Consider the following 18,506-nt stretch of genomic DNA (forward strand, 5'->3'; position numbering starts at 1 on the left):
TTCTTTCGGGACTTACCTCCGCTACATCGAGACTAGTTGTGGTTTTTCTGGGGCAGAAAGGACTGAGCCCCACCGTAGGCTCGTGATTGGATGCCCGAGAAACCAGACGACGACCAATTCCACGATTGCGAGTTAGATCCCGACGCAGTCCTCGGGACACGCACCTTCCACGATGTCCTGTTCACCGACGATACCGAGACGCCGGTAAACGTGCTCACCGGCGAGACGCCCGCACATTCGCAGGCGACCGTCGAGGAAGCGAAGGCGTTCGCTGCGAGTATCGACACGGACACACCACAAATCGCGCTCCCGGCCTCTGTCGAGACGCAGGTCGAGACCCAGAGCAAGCCCTACACCTCAGCTGCGTTCTTCCACTTCAAGGCGACCGGGTCGCTCGAACGACACCGTGCCTACCACGCCGCGTACGACTCGGATGCGTTCACCGTCGACTTCGAAGCCGACTACGCGTCGGGCGATCTAACCATCACAGTCGACCGAGCGAACGAGTCCTAAGAATCGACCGCTAAATCAGGTTTTTCGAGCGCCGGCGATGGGTGCCGGCGCAGCAGGAGCGAGCGAGCAACGACTCCCGGTGCGTCGGCGCTTCGAGGTGTTCGAGATGCACATTGTCATTTACAGTCTGGTAGAAGCATCGACAGAAGACGAAGCACTATCCATCGGAAAGACGGTGTTCGACCGCCTGGTCGGCGCGGACCCACACGCCGGCGCCGTCTTCGACTACCACGTGACGTTCGATGAGGAGGACACGTCCGTTGCGGGGAAGGCGCGATGGGGTGAGTTGCCAACTGCAGCCCCCGTCGACTCCGATGACGGCCAAGACCTGCTTGAGCGTGGCTGGGAGGCGACGAAAGAGGAGTTCGAGCGGAATCTCGACCGGGTGAAAGAGGCCATCGAGGAACTCTCCGACGAGGAGATTATGCGCGACGAAGATCTCGCCCGCCACGCGTTCCATCAGGTGGGCGCCTACGACGGGCCAACGATCTTCCTGTACAACGAATATGCGAACGGTATCCGTCACCGTGAGCAGCTGGATCGAGTGCTGGAGGAGAGCGAGGAGCTCTGGATCGTTCCCGCCGACGTCCACTTCTAACAGATGTCCCGGATCACAAATTGGAAGCGCGAGAGCCGCACGCCCACACTCGCATACCGGAATACCGAGACCGGCGCTCGGGCGGTCTTACACCGAGCACCGGATTCGTACCGCTACAAGTGGCGTGGCGCAATCCTCGTCGACGGCTACCCGGTGTGGTCGCGGGGGTACGAGACAAAAGACGCGAAATCGTTCCGTGACGAGCTCCGGAAACGGCCAGCGCCCGAACTGAGTTGTCCCGAGTGTCCGAACAGCGATGTAGCAATCGGCGGAAAAGCGGCTGACTGCGCGAAGGTTCAGCGCTGGTTTGAGTGTCGGAGCTGTGGGTACGAAGCATCCTCGCAAATCGTGTACGGCGCCGAGCGCTGATTGATTGGTGCGGATCTACGGTGACGTTTATTTTGGGCCGGAATGGGTGGCCCGTCTCAATCGGGTCAGATCCACAGATGAGTCTGGAAGTCATCGACCGCCACAGCGAAGCACTATTCGAGTTCCTCTGGTGTCCGGTCTGCGGGCACGAGATATTCAGTCACATTCCCTTCGAGGGAGTGTTCTGCAAGAACTGCAACACGCAGGTCATCCTCCGGGAATCCAGAGAAGACCGTGGCTACGAGGAGGCCGTGCTCGCGTGCTTCGACACCGACTCGACGTGGAACCTTCACGTCGACGAGAAGCTCCGTCGTGATCTGCCTGACGGCTCGGCACGAGTGAAGATCCTCGGCGCACCAGGTGCCTACAAGGTCGACTGGTGGAGTCCAGCACCCGGTGATGACTGGCAGCCGGTCGAACGAGACGAGTTCGACGATGTCGACGAACCAGCCGATATCTCCCATCTCGCGTAGGGGCAAGCAGTCCCTGTGACTGTTTTTCACCCCCTGAGGGGTGCGGGGGTGCTCGAACGAGCAGCTCCCGAACAGACCGATGAGTAGACCTAGCGACACACACTCGATTGAACAGTCACGCCCAGCGACCGAATGCGACATCGCCTACGTCGGGTATCGGCAGAGTGGGCAGGCTATCGTTGAGAAACGTCCCGGCCAAGAACGGCTCACACCAGAGCGGAGTCTCGCGCTGGTGAATCACAGTCCCTCGGGATTCGAATGGGGATATGGTGGTAGTGGTCCGGCGCAGCTCGCGCTCGCACTCCTCCTCGACTACACGGATGACGAAGCGTTCGCCCTCGACCACTACCAGGAGTTCAAAACCGAGGTCGTGAGCCAGCTGGACTGTGCTGGGTCTGCTGGAAGCTGGCGACTCACCGGGGCCGAGATCGACGCAGTCCTTCACGAAACACCCGGCGAGCCGGCCGCACCGTCCATCTAAATACCAATCACCGAAAGTAACCCATGTCAGAACATACCCAACCATCTCGTACGGATGGCGAATCGGCTGAATCGAGCGAACAGACGACACGAACGGAGTACGTCGAACACAGTGACGTCGGCGTCTCCCTCACCGTAAAGCTCAAGCGGGGAACTGGTACCAGAGATCAGGACGAGGTAATCGCGAAAGCGAAAGGCAAGACCCTCGAAGACGCTCGCGAGGACATGGAAACCCTCAGAGAATACATCCACGATCTCGCAGAGGACGCTCGCCAAATCCAACCCGAAGAAGACGGGTAACGACGAGGGCCGTTTTTTGTCGCCTCAGCAGTGGCGGAGGCGATTATCAGTGAGCAATCCAGACGGTCAAACAACAGACGCAAGCGAGCTTTCGCCAGAACAACGGCTCGAGCCCCCGAATACGCGACTCATCAACGCTGGTATCGTGACGATCAACGATATGGAGACGCTGCGAGCCTGCGTCGCCTACGAGAACGCGAATCAGCAACGGGTCCAGATCCTCCGCCGGCTTGAACAGCGGGCCAGCGAACTCCGCGCACAAGACGATTGACCCAGCGCCCGGAGGTTTCTGTCGGAGCCTCGGTGGGTGGAGGCTCAATCCAGATGAGCGACCGAACAGAGATCGAGATTCAACGACAGACCGCATTCGGTGACGATGGCCAACTCGAAGTAACCGAAACAAGCGTCGAGACCTCGCTTGAGGACTTCGGCGCTGACGTGGATCATCGTGACCGGGATTCACGTCTTGATCAGCCCGAGGCGTGTGAGTTCGGCGTCGACGATCGACCCGAAGTTGAGCAAACATCCGAGGGAGATCAGTCAACACTCTTCGCTGATACGGACGAGGATCAACAGACCCTCACTGGCGACGATGCAGCCGCTCGCTGTCTCTTCGAAGAATAGACTTGCCTCTATCGATTGGATGTCTGATGAATTGTTGTAGTCTGGACTATAATAGTCTGAGTTCTAACTTTGAAGCGACGCTGAGGGGCTAATAGCCGGTGGTGGTTTTTCGACCCCCAGCAGGGGTGCGGGGAATCCGAACGCCCGCATGCAACCGATGCAGATGAATTCGACTACCGACCCACGAGCAGTCGTACAGGATGTGAGTGAGCGATGGCAGGCGAGTGCAGACTGCGTTGAGTACGTCGGAATGCGTGTCGAGGGAACGCCAGTGGTCCTGAACCTCACCGCACACGAACGCCTCTCCCCAAATCGAAGTCTCGGTCTCGTGCGGCATAGCCCGGCGAGATTCGACTGGGGCTATACGGGAAGCGGACCGGCACAGCTCGCCTGTGCGCTCCTCCTCGATTACACCGACAACGAAACCGTCGCCCAGCAACACTACATCCAGTTCCGCAACGACGTGGTCAGTCAGCTGGTGTGTGATGGCCCGGCCGACTGCTGGCACCTCACCGGGGAGGATATCGAGGCGGCACTCGCCGTATTCGAAGAGTACCGAGCACTCACGCCAGATGGTGGGACGCCGTCATCGTCACTGCCGGCGAATTGGAGTGCGGTGAGTCGGACAGATCGGACAGTCTTCCAACGTCGGGATATAGACCACTACGTCGTCCTCGCCGAAGGGAGCGAAGAGTGGTTGATCATACTTTGCGCGCAGGGCGACCGGGCGTATCCCGCCCCGCTTGACCATCGAACACTTCCGGTCGAGAACGATCCTGCTTCACCCGTTCAGGAACTCGTCGCTGAGAGTAACGACCTCGTCGAGCCAGAGGAGGAGATCTGATGGAGAACATCCGACTCTCGCGGGCCACGTACCAACTCATCGAATGCGCCATCACAGCGCTGGAATGCATCGGCCGAAAATTCGAGCGGTTGACTCTCCGATCGAGTCGACCGTAATTGTATTATGTCGGTTGCGGTGGTCGAAGAACAAGTGCACCTAATCCCGCGCAAACTGCTAAGATACCGCCAAGAAGGAACGTCGTAGACCAGCCCGTCATCGTGATCAGGACACCAGCGATCACGCCACCGAAGAGACCACCACCTACCTTTCCCAGATAAACCAGCGCGTAGTTCGTCGAAGACTGTGACTGTCCGTAGTAGTCGCCAACAATGCTCGGGAACAAGGCAAACTGTGGACTCCAAAAGAACGTCGCGACGATAACGGCCGCCACGAACCCCCACTGCGAACCAAGCAAGCCAGCCCAGACGAGAACAAACATCCCGACACCACACAACATGGCGGTCACCGCAATAGTGAGCCGTCTGTCGACTCGATCGGAGAGTCCACCTACGAGAATACGGCTGAGCCCGCCTACGAGGGCAAGAACCATTGCAGAAGCAGTTGCGATGGCCGCCGACAGCCCAAACTGCTGAGCTAGGGAGACGCCCTTCGCTGTCAGCATCAGCCCAGCAGTATTCACGAGCGTGAACATCATTAGGAGAAGCCAGAACTGCCAGGTCCGGACCATCTCTTGCCATCGATACTCACGCCGTCCTTGTGCTTCCGAGTAATTACTCGAAGTTGTGCTCTCTGCTGGTTTCTTGGTCCAGTCTTCTGGCGGATCTCGAAGAATGAGTGCCCCTACAATAACGCCGACACCGATGAGGACTCCCATGTTACGAAGAACGGTCGAATAGCCAGCGACCGTCGCATTGGCACGTACGTATGGAATAAACAGTGCACTCCCGGCCGCGAACGCCATCGTTCCGATTCCCGTCGTCAACCCTCGCCGATCAGGGAACCACTTGAGTGCCGTATTGACTGCGACGGTATAGACGATTCCGACGCCGACGGCGCCGAGTGAATAGAGCACGTACAGCTGCCAAACTTCGGTCGCGTATGCGAGGCCGACGTAGCCGCCACCAGCAAGGATGCCTGCGGCAAAGCTGATCAAGCGAGGACCGTGCGTGTCCCGCCACCAGCCGATTGGAAACTGCGATAGCGACTGAAACCCAACAAACAGTGTGAAAACCAGTCCGAGAGCCGGAAGCGGAATCGAGAGATCGGCCGCTAGTGGGCCTTCGATCGATGACCAGACGTACTGATACGGACTCACGAGCGCCATCATAATCGCCGCAGCTGCCACCTGCCACCACCGTGACCTACCCAGCGTTTCCCGAGCTCGGACACTAATGTCAGGTGTCGAGTGCGTGTGAGAGGACTCGCTGTTCATTATACGGTTATTCTGCAAACGTTCACAGCGCTACTAAGCCTCATTCATTCTCTTTCGTGGCATCGAAATCGACATCTTGCTGTTCACCAGCAAGCGCGACGTGCCCATAGTTGAGCAGGCCGACAAAGACTCCTCCACCAACGATATTGCCGGATGTCGTCCAGAGGAGGAAATGACCGAAGTCACCGAGAGAGACACCTTGACCCAGAAACATCGCAGAGAGAATCTCCGTAGTCCCAAGGATACTGTGATGGAAGGGGCCTGATCCGATTACAGCGGTTACGAGAAGTACGAAGAGAATTCGGCTGACGCATCCGTCTTTAGCTAAGCGAAGAACCGCGTGACAGCAGCGGCTTATCGAGGCTACTTTTCGGAAGGAATGAGGAGGTGTCGAGTGTGTACAACGAGACCTCCTCATCGAGAATCTTGCGTCGTCTCACTACACTGTTTCCCTCTGAGTTCCTTGAAGAGCACGCCGAGGAACTCGGCGTGGTCGAACGGGAGGGGAAGCTTCAGATTCCCGTCCTCGTGTGGGCGCTTGTGTTCGGCTTCGCCGCAGGCGAGAGCCGAACACTCGCTGGATTTAGACGTAGCTACAACTCTACAGCCGATGAGACGATCTCTCCCGGTGGCTTCTATCACCGGTTGACACCGTCACTTGCAGAGTATCTCCGCGACCTCGTCGAGCGTGGTCTCGACGAGGTCGCTGTTCCCGACGCTGTTGACGGTGATATCAACCGATTCAGGGACGTGATGATCGCTGATGGAACGGTGTTGCGGTTGCACGAGTTCCTTTCCGACGAGTTCCAAGCTCGCCACGAGGAGCAGGCTGGAGCGAAGCTCCACCTGCTCCACAATGCCACCGACCAGACGATTGAACGGATCGATGTGACCGATGAAAAAGCGCACGACAGCACGCTGTTCAAGACGGGATCGTGGCTGCATGGACGGCTGGTTTTGTTCGACCTAGCGTACTTCAAGTACCGCCGCTTTGCGCTGATCGACGAGAACGACGGCTACTTCGTGAGCCGGTTGAAGCAGAACGCGAATCCGGTGATAACAGAGGAACTACGGGAATGGCGCGGGCGCGCCATTCCCTTGGAAGGAGAGAAGATCCACGACGTGGTCGGTGATCTCTCGCGGGAGTACATTGACGTAGAGGTCGAAGCGGAGTTCAAGCGGGGTCAGTACGAGGGAACACGGTCGCTAGACACGAAGCGGTTCCGCGTCGTCGGCGTCCGGGACGAGGACGCCGACGACTACCATCTGTATATCACAAATCTACCGAGAGAAGAGTTTCTCCCAGCAGATCTAGGGACGCTGTATCGGTGTCGATGGGAGGTAGAAACGCTGTTTCGTGAGTTGAAGACGCAATACGAACTAGATGAGTTCGACACGAGCAACCCTGTTGTGGTGGAGATTTTGCTGTATGCGGCGTTGCTGTCGCTGCTAGTGAGCCGTGAGTTGTTGGATCTGGTCACCGAGCAGGCTGACGACGAGATTGTGTTTCCACCGGAACGCTGGGCGGCGACCTTCCGGTCGCACGCCCAGCTTGTTCTCCACGAACTCGGTGAGTACCTCGGCTACTCACCACCACCGTTGCTGGAGCGGCTCATCGAGGATGCTCAGAAGATCCATCAACAACGACCGATCTTACAAGAGACGCTCGCTACCGCTACACAACCGAGGTGTGAGTCTTAGCTAAAGACGAATGTCGGCTGACGGTGTCTCGACTGGCCGCGGAGAGCCAAGTGACCAATCCCATTAGCCAGCCAGCAATCACTCCACTCAAAAATATTACCCACCATGAATACGGGAGCAACGCTGACGCTAACGTGCCGAATGCCTCCGCGTCAATAATTCCAAGGGCCGGTCCAAGGATAGTAATCAGACCCGCAAATAGCGCACAGCCGACAAGGTTCGACACGTACGTGACGCTCCAGACTCGACCGAGTCCTCGTACTGTGGCACGGCCATCGAGGACTGGCAAAATCGCCATCGTCGAATGTGCAGTAAACAGCTCTGTTTGGCCGATAACGACGAATAAGAACGCAATCGAGGAGACACCACCAAGAATGACTTGTTGAACGAGTTTCGATTCGAATCCCCCGGAGAACGTCAGGGCCATCCCCATGAGTAACGCCCCGAAACTCAGATTGAGTCCAGCAGACAGTCCAGAGAGGAACACGCCTTTCGGAGGACGATTAATCTCCTTGAGAGCGCTTTCCATTTCCCATTCCAGAATGTTCCGATATGAGAGTGAGGCCCCAGCGCAATCAGTGGCCCGGTCCCCTGACCGAGCGCGAATCCGATCGGGCCACTCGCGGTGAAGATGCCGACAGCAGTCGCTCGATTTTCGCTGGTCGCTGCCCGACTCACGATGTCGATGCCAGCGTTCCAGACGACGACGTAGGCGACCCCACCAAGCGCTCGTGACGCAATCACAGATCGATAATCCCCTCGCCGCCCAGCGATCCATCCCCACGTCCCGGCGACAACGAGTGTCAGCACTGCGAGTGCCATCGCAGTCCTGGAATCCGCCCGGTCGAGCGCCGCTCCAGCTGGGAGGCTTGCGATCACCGCGGTGCCGAACATGACCCCGACCAGGAACCCTGCGATCGTCGGCCCAATATTCAGTGCGTCGCGAATGAGCGGGGTAACACTCGCCGGGACGATCTCATAGGCAGCGAGCCCCGTCGAGATGAGACTCGCTCCAGCGACGAGTCTCCACGCCGACTGGCGCTGCTGTTGCGGTTCCTTGCTCGTGGCGTCTTCGGGCTGGGTGGTGGGAGGTCGGGTAGTCATTCCTCGAGTGTCTGGTCGGATAGCGGAACGCTGAAATCGGGAAGAGTCGGTCGACCGCGAAAAGTCCCGATAATCGCGTTTTCATATTCCGTAGCGCGCTCCCTATCTCACGGGGTTAAACAACAAACGTCTTTGGCGCGGGGCGGTTAGATAGTTAACTATCAATGGACGTACATTCCGATCCGGGCCAGTACCGGAGCTGGAGGCGAGCTCGAAACGGCACCGAGAGAACCATTCGCTGTCCCTCAGTGGTCGAATAATGACCGCTTCCCCACCCGTTCTGGATTCGTCGACGGTGTTGCTCGTCGGGACAGACGACTGGCTCACACAATTCGCCACGACGCTCGAGAAACGGACTGATGCCAGCGTACAACACGTTCGAACCAAGACGGAGGCAATCAACACCATCCGGACGCGCCCCACGGACTGCCTCATTAGCGAGTACGCGCTCGACGAGACGACCGGACTCGATCTCCTCCGAGAAATCCGCGAGGAAACGACTGCGCTCCCCGTCATCCTCGGGACGACTGCCGGGAGTGAAGCCATCGCCAGCGAGGCCATCGAAGCCGGTGTCACCGATTACATCGCGCTCTCGGACCCGCCAGCACAGATGACCGACGAACTCATCGAACGAACCGAACGTGCGATCCGGGCCGCACAGCGGTCGGCCACGCAACGGGACCGGGCCAGACAGTTCGACGCGATCTTCAACGATTCGCGAACTGCGACGTGGGTGCTCGACCCGGATGGCGCACTTGCCCGTGTGAATGAGACAGCACGGGAGATGGTCGACGAAGACATCGACACGATCGTCGGCGAACCCTTCTGGGTGCTTCCGTGGTGGTCACAGGCTGATGCACCGAACACGGACGTCCACCAACTCGTGGAGAAAGCACTCGACGGGTCGTTCGGCAAGGCGGTCGTCCCACAGCCGCCAGACGTCGATGAGCCGCGCGTTATCGACCTCTCCGTGCGCCCGGTCGAGAACGAGCGCGGCGACCTCGTCTCGATCGTCGTCGAAGGCGTCGATATCACCGAGCGCGTCGATCTCGAACGGAATCTCAGAGAATCCGAAGAACTGCACCGCGTCACGCTCAACAACATGACCGATACCGTCCTCATCACGGACGAGGCCGGCGAGTACACCTACGTTTGTCCCAACGTCCACTTCATCTTCGGCTACACGGTCGATGAGATCCGGAACCTCGGAACGATCGACGACCTCCTCGGCGACGACCTCTTCGACCGGGAGGAACTCGCGGAAGACGGTGTCCTCAAGAACATCGAGACGACGGCGACCGATAAAGCCGGGCGCGAGCACACGCTCCTCGTCAACGTTCGCGAAGTCTCGATCCAGGACGGGACTCTCCTCTTCAGCTGTCGGGATATCACGAAACGCAAGCAGCGCGAAGAGGCACTCGCCACGCTCCACGAGACGGCCCGCGATTTCCTCTACGCCGAAACCCATCAGGAGATCGCCCAGCACGTCGTCGACGACACACCTAATGTACTCACTCTCGATGCGAGTGCGGTCTACCTCTTCGACGGTGAGGCCAACAATCTTCGACCCGCAGCCCACTCGGCGACGATGACCGAGCTGAACGGGCCACTCCCGACCGTACACGCCGACGGGGAAACGCTCCCGAGCTACAGTTTCGTTGAAGACGAAGCGCTGTTCTTCGACGACGTTCACGACGCGGATAGACTCGAAAATCGAGCAACTGACCTCCGAACTGCGGCCTACATTCCGCTCGGCAACCACGGTGTGTTCGTTGCGGGCTCGAACCAGGTCGGTGCATTCGATGAGGTGACGCGAGAGTTGGCCGATCTGCTCGCGGCTACTGCCGAAGCAGCCCTCGACCGCGTCACACGGGAATCACGACTCCGGGAACAGGACCGAACACTCCAGACGCAAAACGAGCAATTGACCGCCCTGAACCGCATCAACGAGACGATACGGGAGATCGACCAGGCTCTCGTACAGGCGGAGACGCGCGAGGAAATCGATCACACGGTCTGTGAACTGCTGACGGCCGACAACCGGTTCCGATTCGCGTGGATCGGGACGATCGATCCGACGACCGATACCCTGGAGCCTCGGGCCTGGGCAGGGACCGAACAGGGGTACTTGGATAGTCAGTCGTTCGCCGTCCAGGCGTCGGGTGCAGAACCGGCCGGACAAACCGCAGCCACTGGCGATGTGACGATGGTGACGAACGTCGCTGCTGGTCTCCGTGACGAGGCGTGGCGGAAAGACGCCATCTCCCGGGACTACCTGTCCGTATTGAGCATCCCGCTCGTGTACAACGACCTCACTCACGGCGTGTTGACGGTGTACGCACCGACCCAGGATGCGTTCGACGAGACGGCGAAGGCCGTCCTAGGAGAACTCGGCGAAACCATCGCATCCGCTCTCAGTGCGATCGAACGGAAGAATGCCTTGCTCACGACGTCGATGACACGTGTCGAGTTCACCATCGAGGACCCGAAGTTTGTCCTCTCACGGCTGGCACAGGACGCGGAGTGCACCCTCTCGTATCAAGGTGGCGTCCAGCAGTCCACGGAAGGCAGCTACGTGTTCGTGACCGTCGAAGACCGGGCGGTAACTGACGTGGCAGACGCCGCCTCGCAGCTGGTCGGTATCGACGACGTGCAGCAGATCAGCGCGGACGGCGAGGGGGGCGTGCTACGGCTTCGACTCACACAGCCGTTCCTCGCCTTGGAGCTGGCTGATCACGGTGCCGTCTTCCGCGAAGCGACCGCTGATCCAACCACGACGACGCTCGTCATCGATATCCCGGACAGCATCGACGTCCGAACGATCACGCAGCTCGTCCGTGAGACGTTCGCTGGCGCTGAACTCCGTGCCAAGCAGACGCTCGATCAGACCGCAGAACACAATCTCTACTCGAAGTTCCTCGATTCAGTGACGGAGCGGCAACTGGAGGTGATCCAGACGGCGTACTACAGTGGGTTCTTCGAGTCGCCCCGTGAGAGCACGGGCGAAGACGTAGCGGAGACACTCGGCATCTCCCCACCCGCGTTCTATCAACACGCGCGGACCGTCCAACGGAAACTGTTTGCTGCACTCTTCGAAGAGAACAATCTCCCGGTGACGGCCCAAGCGGAGACAGTTCAATAACAAACCCACTGATTGGAGTGCTGTTTGGTAGTCAACAACCGAGTATTCCCTTATACACTTATTACACCTTATAGAGTGCGCCACTCCGCCTGGCGGCACTCGTGAACTCACAATGAAAGATGTCGACCCTGAATCAGACGAAGAAACCCCCTACGAGTGCTTCGAATGTGGCAAAATCATCATCGCGGAGGATAGCCCGGGCCAGTGTCCCGACTGTAGCGGTCCGATGCGAAACCGTCGAATGCCGCTCGAATGACCATGGCATCGAAATCTGATAGCACCCACGACGAGTCAGGCGACGAGGCGGCAGATTCGACCGAACCCGAATCGGCACTCGAAACCGCCCGCCGCCAGTTGTACCATGCTGCCAGCTATCTCGATATCGACCAGAACATCGTCGAACGGCTCAAATATCCCAAAAAGGTCCACGAGGTGACGATCCCCATCGAACGGGATGACGGCACGGTCGAGGTGTTCACGGGCTACCGCGCGCAGCACGACAGCGTCAGAGGGCCATACAAGGGCGGGTTGCGATACCACCCCGACGTGACCAGAGACGAGTGTGTTGGCCTCGGCATGTGGATGACCTGGAAATGCGCCGTCATGGACCTCCCGTTCGGCGGAGCCAAGGGTGGTGTCGCGGTCAACCCGAAGGAGCTGAGTCCGGAAGAGAAGGAGCGGCTCACCCGTCGGTTCACACAAGAAATTCGCGACGTTATCGGGCCCAACCAAGATATCCCCGCTCCGGATATGGGGACGGATCCGCAGACGATGGCGTGGTTGATGGACGCGTACTCGATGCAGGAAGGCGAGACAACACCGGGCGTCGTCACCGGAAAACCGCCAGTGGTCGGCGGCAGCGAAGGGCGTGAAGAAGCCCCCGGACGGAGCGTTGCGATCATCACACAGTTGGTCTGCGAGTACTACGACCAGCCGCTCGATGAGACCACTGTGGCAGTTCAGGGGTACGGGAGCGTCGGAGCGAATGCGGCCCGACTCCTCGACAAGTGGGGCGCGACCATCGTCGCGATCAGCGATGTGAATGGAGCGATGTACGAGCCGGACGGAATCGATACAGCTTCAGTTCCGTCCCACGACGAAGAGCCGGAAGCCGTCACCACGTACGCGGACACCGTGATTTCGAACGAGGAGCTTCTCACCCTCGACGTCGATGTCCTCATTCCGGCCGCCCTGGGGAACGTGATCACGAAAGAGAACGCGGAAGCAATCGCCGCCGATCTCGTCGTCGAGGGCGCGAACGGCCCGACGACGTCTACGGCTGATTCGATTCTCGCCGACCGGGATGTCGCCGTGATTCCCGATATTCTCGCCAACGCAGGCGGTGTCACGGTGAGTTATTTCGAGTGGCTCCAGGACATTAATCGGCGAGCGTGGTCGCTCGAACGAGTCAACGATGAACTCGAAGCGGAGATGCAGGCTGCCTGGCGAGCAGTCAAAGACGAATACGAGAACCGCGACGTCACGTGGCGCGATGCTGCCTATATTGTCGCACTCTCACGAATCGCTGAAGCCCACGAGGCGCGGGGGCTCTGGCCGTAGGGAGATGGATCATCGACCATTCAGACGGATTCGACAGCCAACCACCCCGCTTGAACGAGGACTATTTCGACTGTATCAACTTGCTAGCCCCGGGGCTTTCCTCGTTACTATCTGCTTTGTTGGATACGTCGTCATCGGCTTTAGCTTATCCGTCGTCGGGATCTATGATCCAGCGTACTCCGTGATGGATTTCACTGACCCATTTTTCACGGGTTTGTCATTTCTGGCAGGATTCTTCATCAGTACGATGGCGGGAACGCTTGCTGTACTCACGCTCCTGCTTAGCCCCAACGATTCGAAGGCCAATTTCGTTGTCATTATGAGTTTCATCGCTCTTGGATTTGGGGCCGCTACTATGCGAGTCACATTTGGGGCTGTCCAAGTATATCTCGCTGATATAGTAAGCAGTCTTCTATAGGAATGAAAAATAATTTCGCACAATGAGAAAACCAGTTACTGTGTTTGATCTCGGGAACTGCTCAAGAGATTCAGACACTGTGTCAGCCACCGATGACTGGTCAGTTCACCGTACAGGATACTGATCCATCCACGGTCGAACTCGTTCGAGTGCTGCAGCGACGCTCAGAATATCAGCTTCGGCAAATCGCCTGCCAATTATCTGTAACCCAACAGGGAGACCGTTGTCGGTAACCCCAGCAGGAACCGACGCTACAGGATGGCCAGTCATATTGAACACCCATGTCAACATCACGTCTGTCGGGACACCAATCACGGATTGACCGTTGATTTCCGTTGGATAGCCGTCGGTGAGATGCTTGCTGAACGGTGGGACGGTAAGAGTGGGTGTCACGAGAACGTCGTAGCCAGTCAGCGCGTCCTGAATGCCATCGTATGCATCAGTCCGTGGCGCGTTCTGTAATCGATTGTCGGCAGCGTCGGTCTCTGTTCCTAATGCGATCGTCGATCGAACCGTGTCTTCGACATCTGCCGTCTCGAAGTCGATGCCGTACCGGTCTTCGATTCGTTGAGCGAATGCACTGAAGAAGACGCCAACCTGCGTGACGTACGCCATCGAGAGCTCTTCATACGACGGGAGCGAGACGTCCACAGTATCGACTGTCGCACCGCCGGCCGCTAGGTCCGTGACGGCAGCATCAACTGTTTCACGCACCGTCGATGCAACTGGTTGTAAATCCAGATTCGGACTGTACGCAACCGATAGCTCAGTAGTCGGCCGATTAGTGGCCTCGACGTATTCCGTCTCTGGACGGGGCACACTAAATGGGTCTCGGTCGTCATAGCCTGCGAGGACATCGAGTAAGAGAGCTGTGTCCTCAACTGTTCGTGCCATCGGCCCACCCACAAAAAACGGAGAGTGGGTGCCGAATCCGTCGAATGGGATACGTTCGGGAACGAGCCCGAACGTCGGTTTCAGCCCGATGACGTTACAACAGGAGGCTGGGACCCGGAGCGAGCCACCGATATCCGACCCGGTGGCCAGCGGTATGGCACCCGCCGCAAGCGCCGCTGCCGAGCCGCCAGATGAGCCGCCCGCAGAATGATCGGAGTCGAACGGGGTCGGAGTCGCACCAACGAACCGATTCTCTGTCTTAATAGTGTGACCGAGTGCCGGTGTGTTAGTCGTACCGACGATGACGGCACCGGCAGCTTCCAGCCGCTCGACTGTGATGGAATCCTCGTCGGCCACGTTATCGGCCAATGGAGCGAGTCCCATCGTATTCTTGACACCCTCTTTCCGGCTCCGAAGATCTTTGATTGCGACTGGCACACCGTGGAGTGGGCCGAGGTCTTCTCCACGGGCCGCTGCAGCGTCGGCCGCGTGAGCACGCTCCCGTGCCGATTTCTCAGTGATCGTGATGAACGCGTTCAAATCATCGATTGCTCCGATACGCTCTAGGGTTGACTCGAGGAGGGTTAGCGCAGACACACATCCAGTACGGGCTTCAGACGCAAGTTCCCGTGCCGATCGCTGCATGAATTCGGCCATATCTGGTGAACTTCTGGGCTGGGTGTTCCTATGTATTCTCATCAGTGACCTTCGAAGTCACGGCCCGAACCGAAACCAACTACACAGGACGGGTGGTATACTCTAATCTATGCTGGCTTTGCCAGCCGTGAGTATGATCTCGGCAGTCCTAGTACAACTGAGTGAGATCGGCATCGCGAGTGGCTACGGACTGGTGGTGTTTTTTCTGATTGGCCTCCTCGGCGGTGCACACTGTATTGGAATGTGCGGCCCGCTCGTTGCAACCTACGCCGAGCGTATGGAAACCGACGACCGCTGGTCGGGCGCACTCACCCTCTATGAAGTGCGACAGCACGCGCTGTTCAACCTCGGCCGGACGATGAGCTACGCCCTCATCGGGGCTGTCTTCGGGGCTGCTGGCGCGCTGCTCTATGGGACGATCGGGCTCGCCGGGATTCTCGGGCCAGTCCAGGGTGTCGTCGGCATCTGCATCGGCGTGGCAATCCTCGGGATGGGGATCACCCGATTGGCCGGCTACCAACAAGGAGCCGTCGAAGGTGTGATTGCCGATACTGGTATCGGATCAGTATTCGCGCGAACCTACACAGTGATCTCGACACGGATCGACCGCTGGGTCAACGGCATCGGCATCGTCGGGCTTGGCGCGCTTCATGGATTGTTGCCGTGTATGCTGCTCTATCCCGCATTCCTGTATGCGTTCGCACAGGGCTCGCCTGTATATGGTCTCCTCTCGCTCGCCGCGCTTGGGCTCGGGACGATTCCTAGCGTGTTCCTCTACGGAACGGTGATCCAGTCAGTGAGCGCCCGCCAGCGACAGGTGGTCCACTATGGACTCGGTGTGTTGTTCATTGGGCTCGGATACGTCCTGTTAGCGATGGGGCTCATGCGGTTTGGCGTCGTGCTCCCGTTGCCCGACATCCCGTACTATCAACCGATCTCCGGCTCGGAGGCGGTTGCGTAACATGACCACCTGCACACTCTGTGACCTCCCTGTCGAAGACCCAATCATCGACAAGGCCATCGACGGCGAGTTCTGCTGTCGGGGCTGTCTAGAGGTCGCACGCCTGGTTGACAACGGTGAGGACGTCGACCTCTCCATTACGGCCGTCCGTGACCGTGTCGCGGCCGAGGATTCCCAACCCGATGTCCCCGAGGGCGCCGAAACGGCCTACCTCTCGATCGACGGTATGCACTGTCAGACCTGCGAAGGATTCATCGAACTCCTTGCCGAGGAAGAGGACGGTGTTCACGAGGCGCGTGCGAGCTACGCCACTGAAATGGCGCAGGTGGTGTACGATCCTGCCCAGATCGACCGTAACGCGATCTCCGCTGCACTCAGTCGACTGGGCTATCAGGCCCACGGTCCCGACGAGGAAAACGACTCGCTGCGTTCGCGCGTCGAGTTCGGCAAATACCGTGCAGTGCTCGCGGCGGTACTGATGATGCCTGTGTTGATTCTCTACGTCCTGTTCATCTATCCGGTATACCTCGGCATCTATCCTGAGAGCTTCCTCTACGGGAGTACCGTTGAGGCGATGGTGTTCGGACCGCTAGCGGTCTGGAGCACACTCATCGTTATCGGGCTCGGATTCCCCATCTTCCGCGGGGCCTACGTGAGCATGAAGGTTGGGCGCCCGAACATGGACGTGTTGATCGCCATTGCGGTGCTCGCAGCGTATTTCTACTCGCTGGCGACTTATCTCACGGGTGGGCGCGACCCGTACTTCGACGTCGCAGTGATGGTACTCGCGATCGTCACCATCGGCAACCATCTCGAGTCACGGGTCAAACACGCTGCACTCGGCAATCGTGCGGATCTCACGGATTCACGCGTCGATGAGGCCCGCCGGCTCGATGACGACAGCGAGGCCACCGAAACTATCGACATTGCAGCGTGTGAGCCTGGCAATCAGCTGTTAGTCAAACCTGGCGAACGGATCCCAGTCGACGGCCAGATCATCGACGGGACTGCCGCGATCGATGAGGCACTCATCACGGGTGAATCTCTCCCGCAACGCAAATCCGTCGGGGACGACGTACTCGGCGGGTCGATCCCTACTGACAATGCGGTTGTCGTCGAAGTTGGTCCGGAAAACACCAGTACGATGGATCGCCTCGTCGAACTCCTCTGGAACGTCAAGAGTTCTGCGACGGGCGTCCAGCATATGGTCAACCGTTTTGCGGTGCTGTTCGTCCCGCTCGTACTCGGGCTTGCCGCGCTGACTGCGACTGGCTGGTTCGTCCTTGGCAACGACCTAAACACAGCTATAATGGCCGGTGTCTCCGTGCTAGTGGTCTCGTGTCCGTGTTCGCTCGGGATCGCGACCCCGCTTGCTCTCGCGGCGGCCACCCGCGATGCCACCGACAATCGGATGCTCGTTCTCAACGAGACAGTGCTTGAGCGGATCGACGACTCCGCAGTCGTTGTGTTCGACAAGACTGGGACGCTCACCACTGGGGAGATGGAACTTGTGGACATCGCTGGCGACGATCCTGACGAAGTGCTTGAGATGGCGGCCGCCGTCGAACGTCGGTCAAGCCACCCCATCGCCGCTGCGATCGACGATGCCGCCCCGCCGACCACGCGCTCGGTGTCGAGCTTCGAGAGCGCCGACCGTACCGTGTCAGCGCTCGTCGACGATACCCGCGTAGTTATCGGCCATCCAGACTCCTTCGATGCTGACGAGTGGACGATTCCCGCGGAGATCGAGACAGCCGTCACGGACGCCTACGAATCGGGCACTCATCCCACGGCGGTTGCCTGGGAGGGTGTCGTCCGAGGAGTCGTTACAGTCCGAGATACGCCGCGAGAGAACTGGGAACACGTGGTTTCCGAGCTCGCGGACGCGGACCGAGAAATCGTCGTGTTGACTGGCGACGACGAGCGGATGACCGAGACGTTTGCGAACCATCCCGCAGTTGATCACGTATTCGCAGGCGTGCGCCCCGAGTCGAAGGAAGTGATCGTCCAAGGACTCCGCGAACGCGGGATGACGACAATGATCGGCGACGGAACGAACGACGCGCCCGCACTCGCCAGCGCCGACCTCGGGATCGCGGTCTCAAGCGGCACCGATCTGGCGATCGAGGCGGCCGACGCGGTAGTGCTGGACGACCGTCTCGACGCCGTTCCCGAGGTCTTCGAGCTGGCAAGTGAAACTCGAGGCCGAATCAAACAGAATCTCGTCTGGGCGGCTGGCTACAACGCGATTGCGCTCCCATTGGCAATGACTGGCGTGATCACGCCGTTGATCGCCGCCGTTATGATGGCGGTCAGTAGTCTCATTGTCGTCTTTAATTCGAAACGCCGACTCCTCCCTACGAACGGAGATCATTCGGCTGAGCCTGACTCTAGCGAATGTACCGAGCGACTCGAACCTCAAGCCCGCTCGGACTGAGTGCTCGAACGCAAGCATAGTCGTGACCCCTCTGCTAC

At 58.9% G+C, this 18,506-nt stretch carries 18 protein-coding genes and 2 pseudogenes; 15 read left to right on the forward strand and 5 right to left on the reverse strand.

Going from position 1 to position 18,506, the window contains the following annotated elements:
- Positions 1-90: 90 nt before the first annotated feature.
- From ACOZ32_RS13255 to ACOZ32_RS13295, 9 genes are all read left to right on the forward strand, one after another.
- Positions 91-513 (forward strand): hypothetical protein, encoded by a 423-nt coding sequence (locus ACOZ32_RS13255; RefSeq protein ID WP_285266089.1) that lies wholly within the window; start codon positions 91-93, stop codon positions 511-513.
- A gap of 106 nt (positions 514-619) precedes the next feature.
- Positions 620-1,111: a hypothetical protein gene (locus ACOZ32_RS13260; protein WP_285266095.1), complete on the forward strand. Its 492-nt coding sequence runs from the start codon at positions 620-622 to the stop codon at positions 1,109-1,111.
- A gap of 3 nt (positions 1,112-1,114) precedes the next feature.
- Positions 1,115-1,480: a DUF7568 family protein gene (locus tag ACOZ32_RS13265; protein WP_285266088.1), complete on the forward strand. Its 366-nt coding sequence runs from the start codon at positions 1,115-1,117 to the stop codon at positions 1,478-1,480.
- 77 nt (positions 1,481-1,557) lie between these two features.
- Positions 1,558-1,953 (forward strand): DUF7567 family protein, encoded by a 396-nt coding sequence (locus ACOZ32_RS13270; RefSeq protein ID WP_285271300.1) that lies wholly within the window; start codon positions 1,558-1,560, stop codon positions 1,951-1,953.
- 79 nt (positions 1,954-2,032) lie between these two features.
- On the forward strand, positions 2,033-2,434 hold the full coding sequence (locus ACOZ32_RS13275) for a DUF6166 domain-containing protein (RefSeq protein ID WP_285266086.1): 402 nt from the start codon (positions 2,033-2,035) through the stop codon (positions 2,432-2,434).
- Between the two features lie 23 nt (positions 2,435-2,457).
- Positions 2,458-2,733: a DUF7389 domain-containing protein gene (locus ACOZ32_RS13280; RefSeq protein WP_285266085.1), complete on the forward strand. Its 276-nt coding sequence runs from the start codon at positions 2,458-2,460 to the stop codon at positions 2,731-2,733.
- A 49-nt stretch (positions 2,734-2,782) separates the two neighbouring features.
- Positions 2,783-3,004 carry a hypothetical protein gene (locus ACOZ32_RS13285; RefSeq protein WP_285266084.1) on the forward strand — a complete coding sequence of 74 codons (222 nt, stop codon included), beginning with the start codon at positions 2,783-2,785 and terminating at the stop codon, positions 3,002-3,004.
- A gap of 53 nt (positions 3,005-3,057) precedes the next feature.
- Positions 3,058-3,357, forward strand: a complete 300-nt coding sequence (locus ACOZ32_RS13290; RefSeq protein WP_285266083.1) for a hypothetical protein — start codon at positions 3,058-3,060, stop codon at positions 3,355-3,357.
- Positions 3,358-3,514: 157 nt separating this feature from the next.
- Positions 3,515-4,201, forward strand: a complete 687-nt coding sequence (locus ACOZ32_RS13295; protein ID WP_349253504.1) for a DUF6166 domain-containing protein — start codon at positions 3,515-3,517, stop codon at positions 4,199-4,201.
- Between the two features lie 121 nt (positions 4,202-4,322).
- Here the strand turns inward: ACOZ32_RS13295 and ACOZ32_RS13300 are convergent, their stop codons facing one another.
- Complete coding sequence (locus tag ACOZ32_RS13300) at positions 4,323-5,594, reverse strand: OFA family MFS transporter (protein ID WP_349253503.1); 1,272 nt, start codon at positions 5,592-5,594, stop codon at positions 4,323-4,325.
- Between the two features lie 40 nt (positions 5,595-5,634).
- Positions 5,635-6,012, reverse strand: a complete 378-nt coding sequence (locus tag ACOZ32_RS13305) for a formate/nitrite transporter family protein (protein ID WP_424335305.1) — start codon at positions 6,010-6,012, stop codon at positions 5,635-5,637.
- Between the two features lie 8 nt (positions 6,013-6,020).
- On the opposite strand from ACOZ32_RS13305, the gene ACOZ32_RS13310 reads away from it, so the two are divergent.
- Positions 6,021-7,295, forward strand: coding sequence for an IS4 family transposase (locus ACOZ32_RS13310; protein WP_151147453.1), 1,275 nt, complete (start codon positions 6,021-6,023; stop codon positions 7,293-7,295).
- A gap of 13 nt (positions 7,296-7,308) precedes the next feature.
- On the opposite strand, the pseudogene ACOZ32_RS13315 reads toward ACOZ32_RS13310, so the two are convergent.
- A pseudogene (locus ACOZ32_RS13315) lies at positions 7,309-7,824 on the reverse strand (formate/nitrite transporter family protein); the annotation flags it as partial.
- Between the two features lie 41 nt (positions 7,825-7,865).
- Positions 7,866-8,399 (reverse strand): annotated as a pseudogene (locus tag ACOZ32_RS13320) (MFS transporter); the annotation flags it as partial.
- Positions 8,400-8,658: 259 nt separating this feature from the next.
- Here ACOZ32_RS13320 and ACOZ32_RS13325 point away from each other — a divergent pair.
- From ACOZ32_RS13325 to gdhB, 3 genes are all read left to right on the forward strand, one after another.
- Positions 8,659-11,541 carry a bacterio-opsin activator domain-containing protein gene (locus tag ACOZ32_RS13325; protein ID WP_285266080.1) on the forward strand — a complete coding sequence of 961 codons (2,883 nt, stop codon included), beginning with the start codon at positions 8,659-8,661 and terminating at the stop codon, positions 11,539-11,541.
- Between the two features lie 112 nt (positions 11,542-11,653).
- Complete coding sequence (locus ACOZ32_RS13330) at positions 11,654-11,797, forward strand: rubrerythrin-like domain-containing protein (RefSeq protein WP_135806867.1); 144 nt, start codon at positions 11,654-11,656, stop codon at positions 11,795-11,797.
- A 2-nt stretch (positions 11,798-11,799) separates the two neighbouring features.
- Positions 11,800-13,101: a glutamate dehydrogenase GdhB gene (gdhB, locus tag ACOZ32_RS13335; protein WP_202614594.1), complete on the forward strand. Its 1,302-nt coding sequence runs from the start codon at positions 11,800-11,802 to the stop codon at positions 13,099-13,101.
- 523 nt (positions 13,102-13,624) lie between these two features.
- Here the strand turns inward: gdhB and ACOZ32_RS13340 are convergent.
- Positions 13,625-15,070, reverse strand: a complete 1,446-nt coding sequence (locus tag ACOZ32_RS13340) for an amidase (protein ID WP_424335306.1) — start codon at positions 15,068-15,070, stop codon at positions 13,625-13,627.
- A gap of 109 nt (positions 15,071-15,179) precedes the next feature.
- Here ACOZ32_RS13340 and ACOZ32_RS13345 point away from each other — a divergent pair, with 109 nt between their 5' ends.
- Entirely contained in the window at positions 15,180-16,031 is an 852-nt protein-coding gene (locus ACOZ32_RS13345) for a sulfite exporter TauE/SafE family protein (protein WP_079980352.1), read from the forward strand.
- Position 16,032: 1 nt separating this feature from the next.
- Complete coding sequence (locus tag ACOZ32_RS13350) at positions 16,033-18,468, forward strand: heavy metal translocating P-type ATPase (RefSeq protein WP_424335307.1); 2,436 nt, start codon at positions 16,033-16,035, stop codon at positions 18,466-18,468.
- Positions 18,469-18,506: the final 38 nt, after the last annotated feature.

Origin of the sequence: Halobacterium sp. MBLA0001, assembly GCF_049705385.1 — an archaeon.
In the GTDB taxonomy this organism is placed as follows: domain Archaea; phylum Halobacteriota; class Halobacteria; order Halobacteriales; family Halobacteriaceae; genus Halobacterium; species Halobacterium salinarum.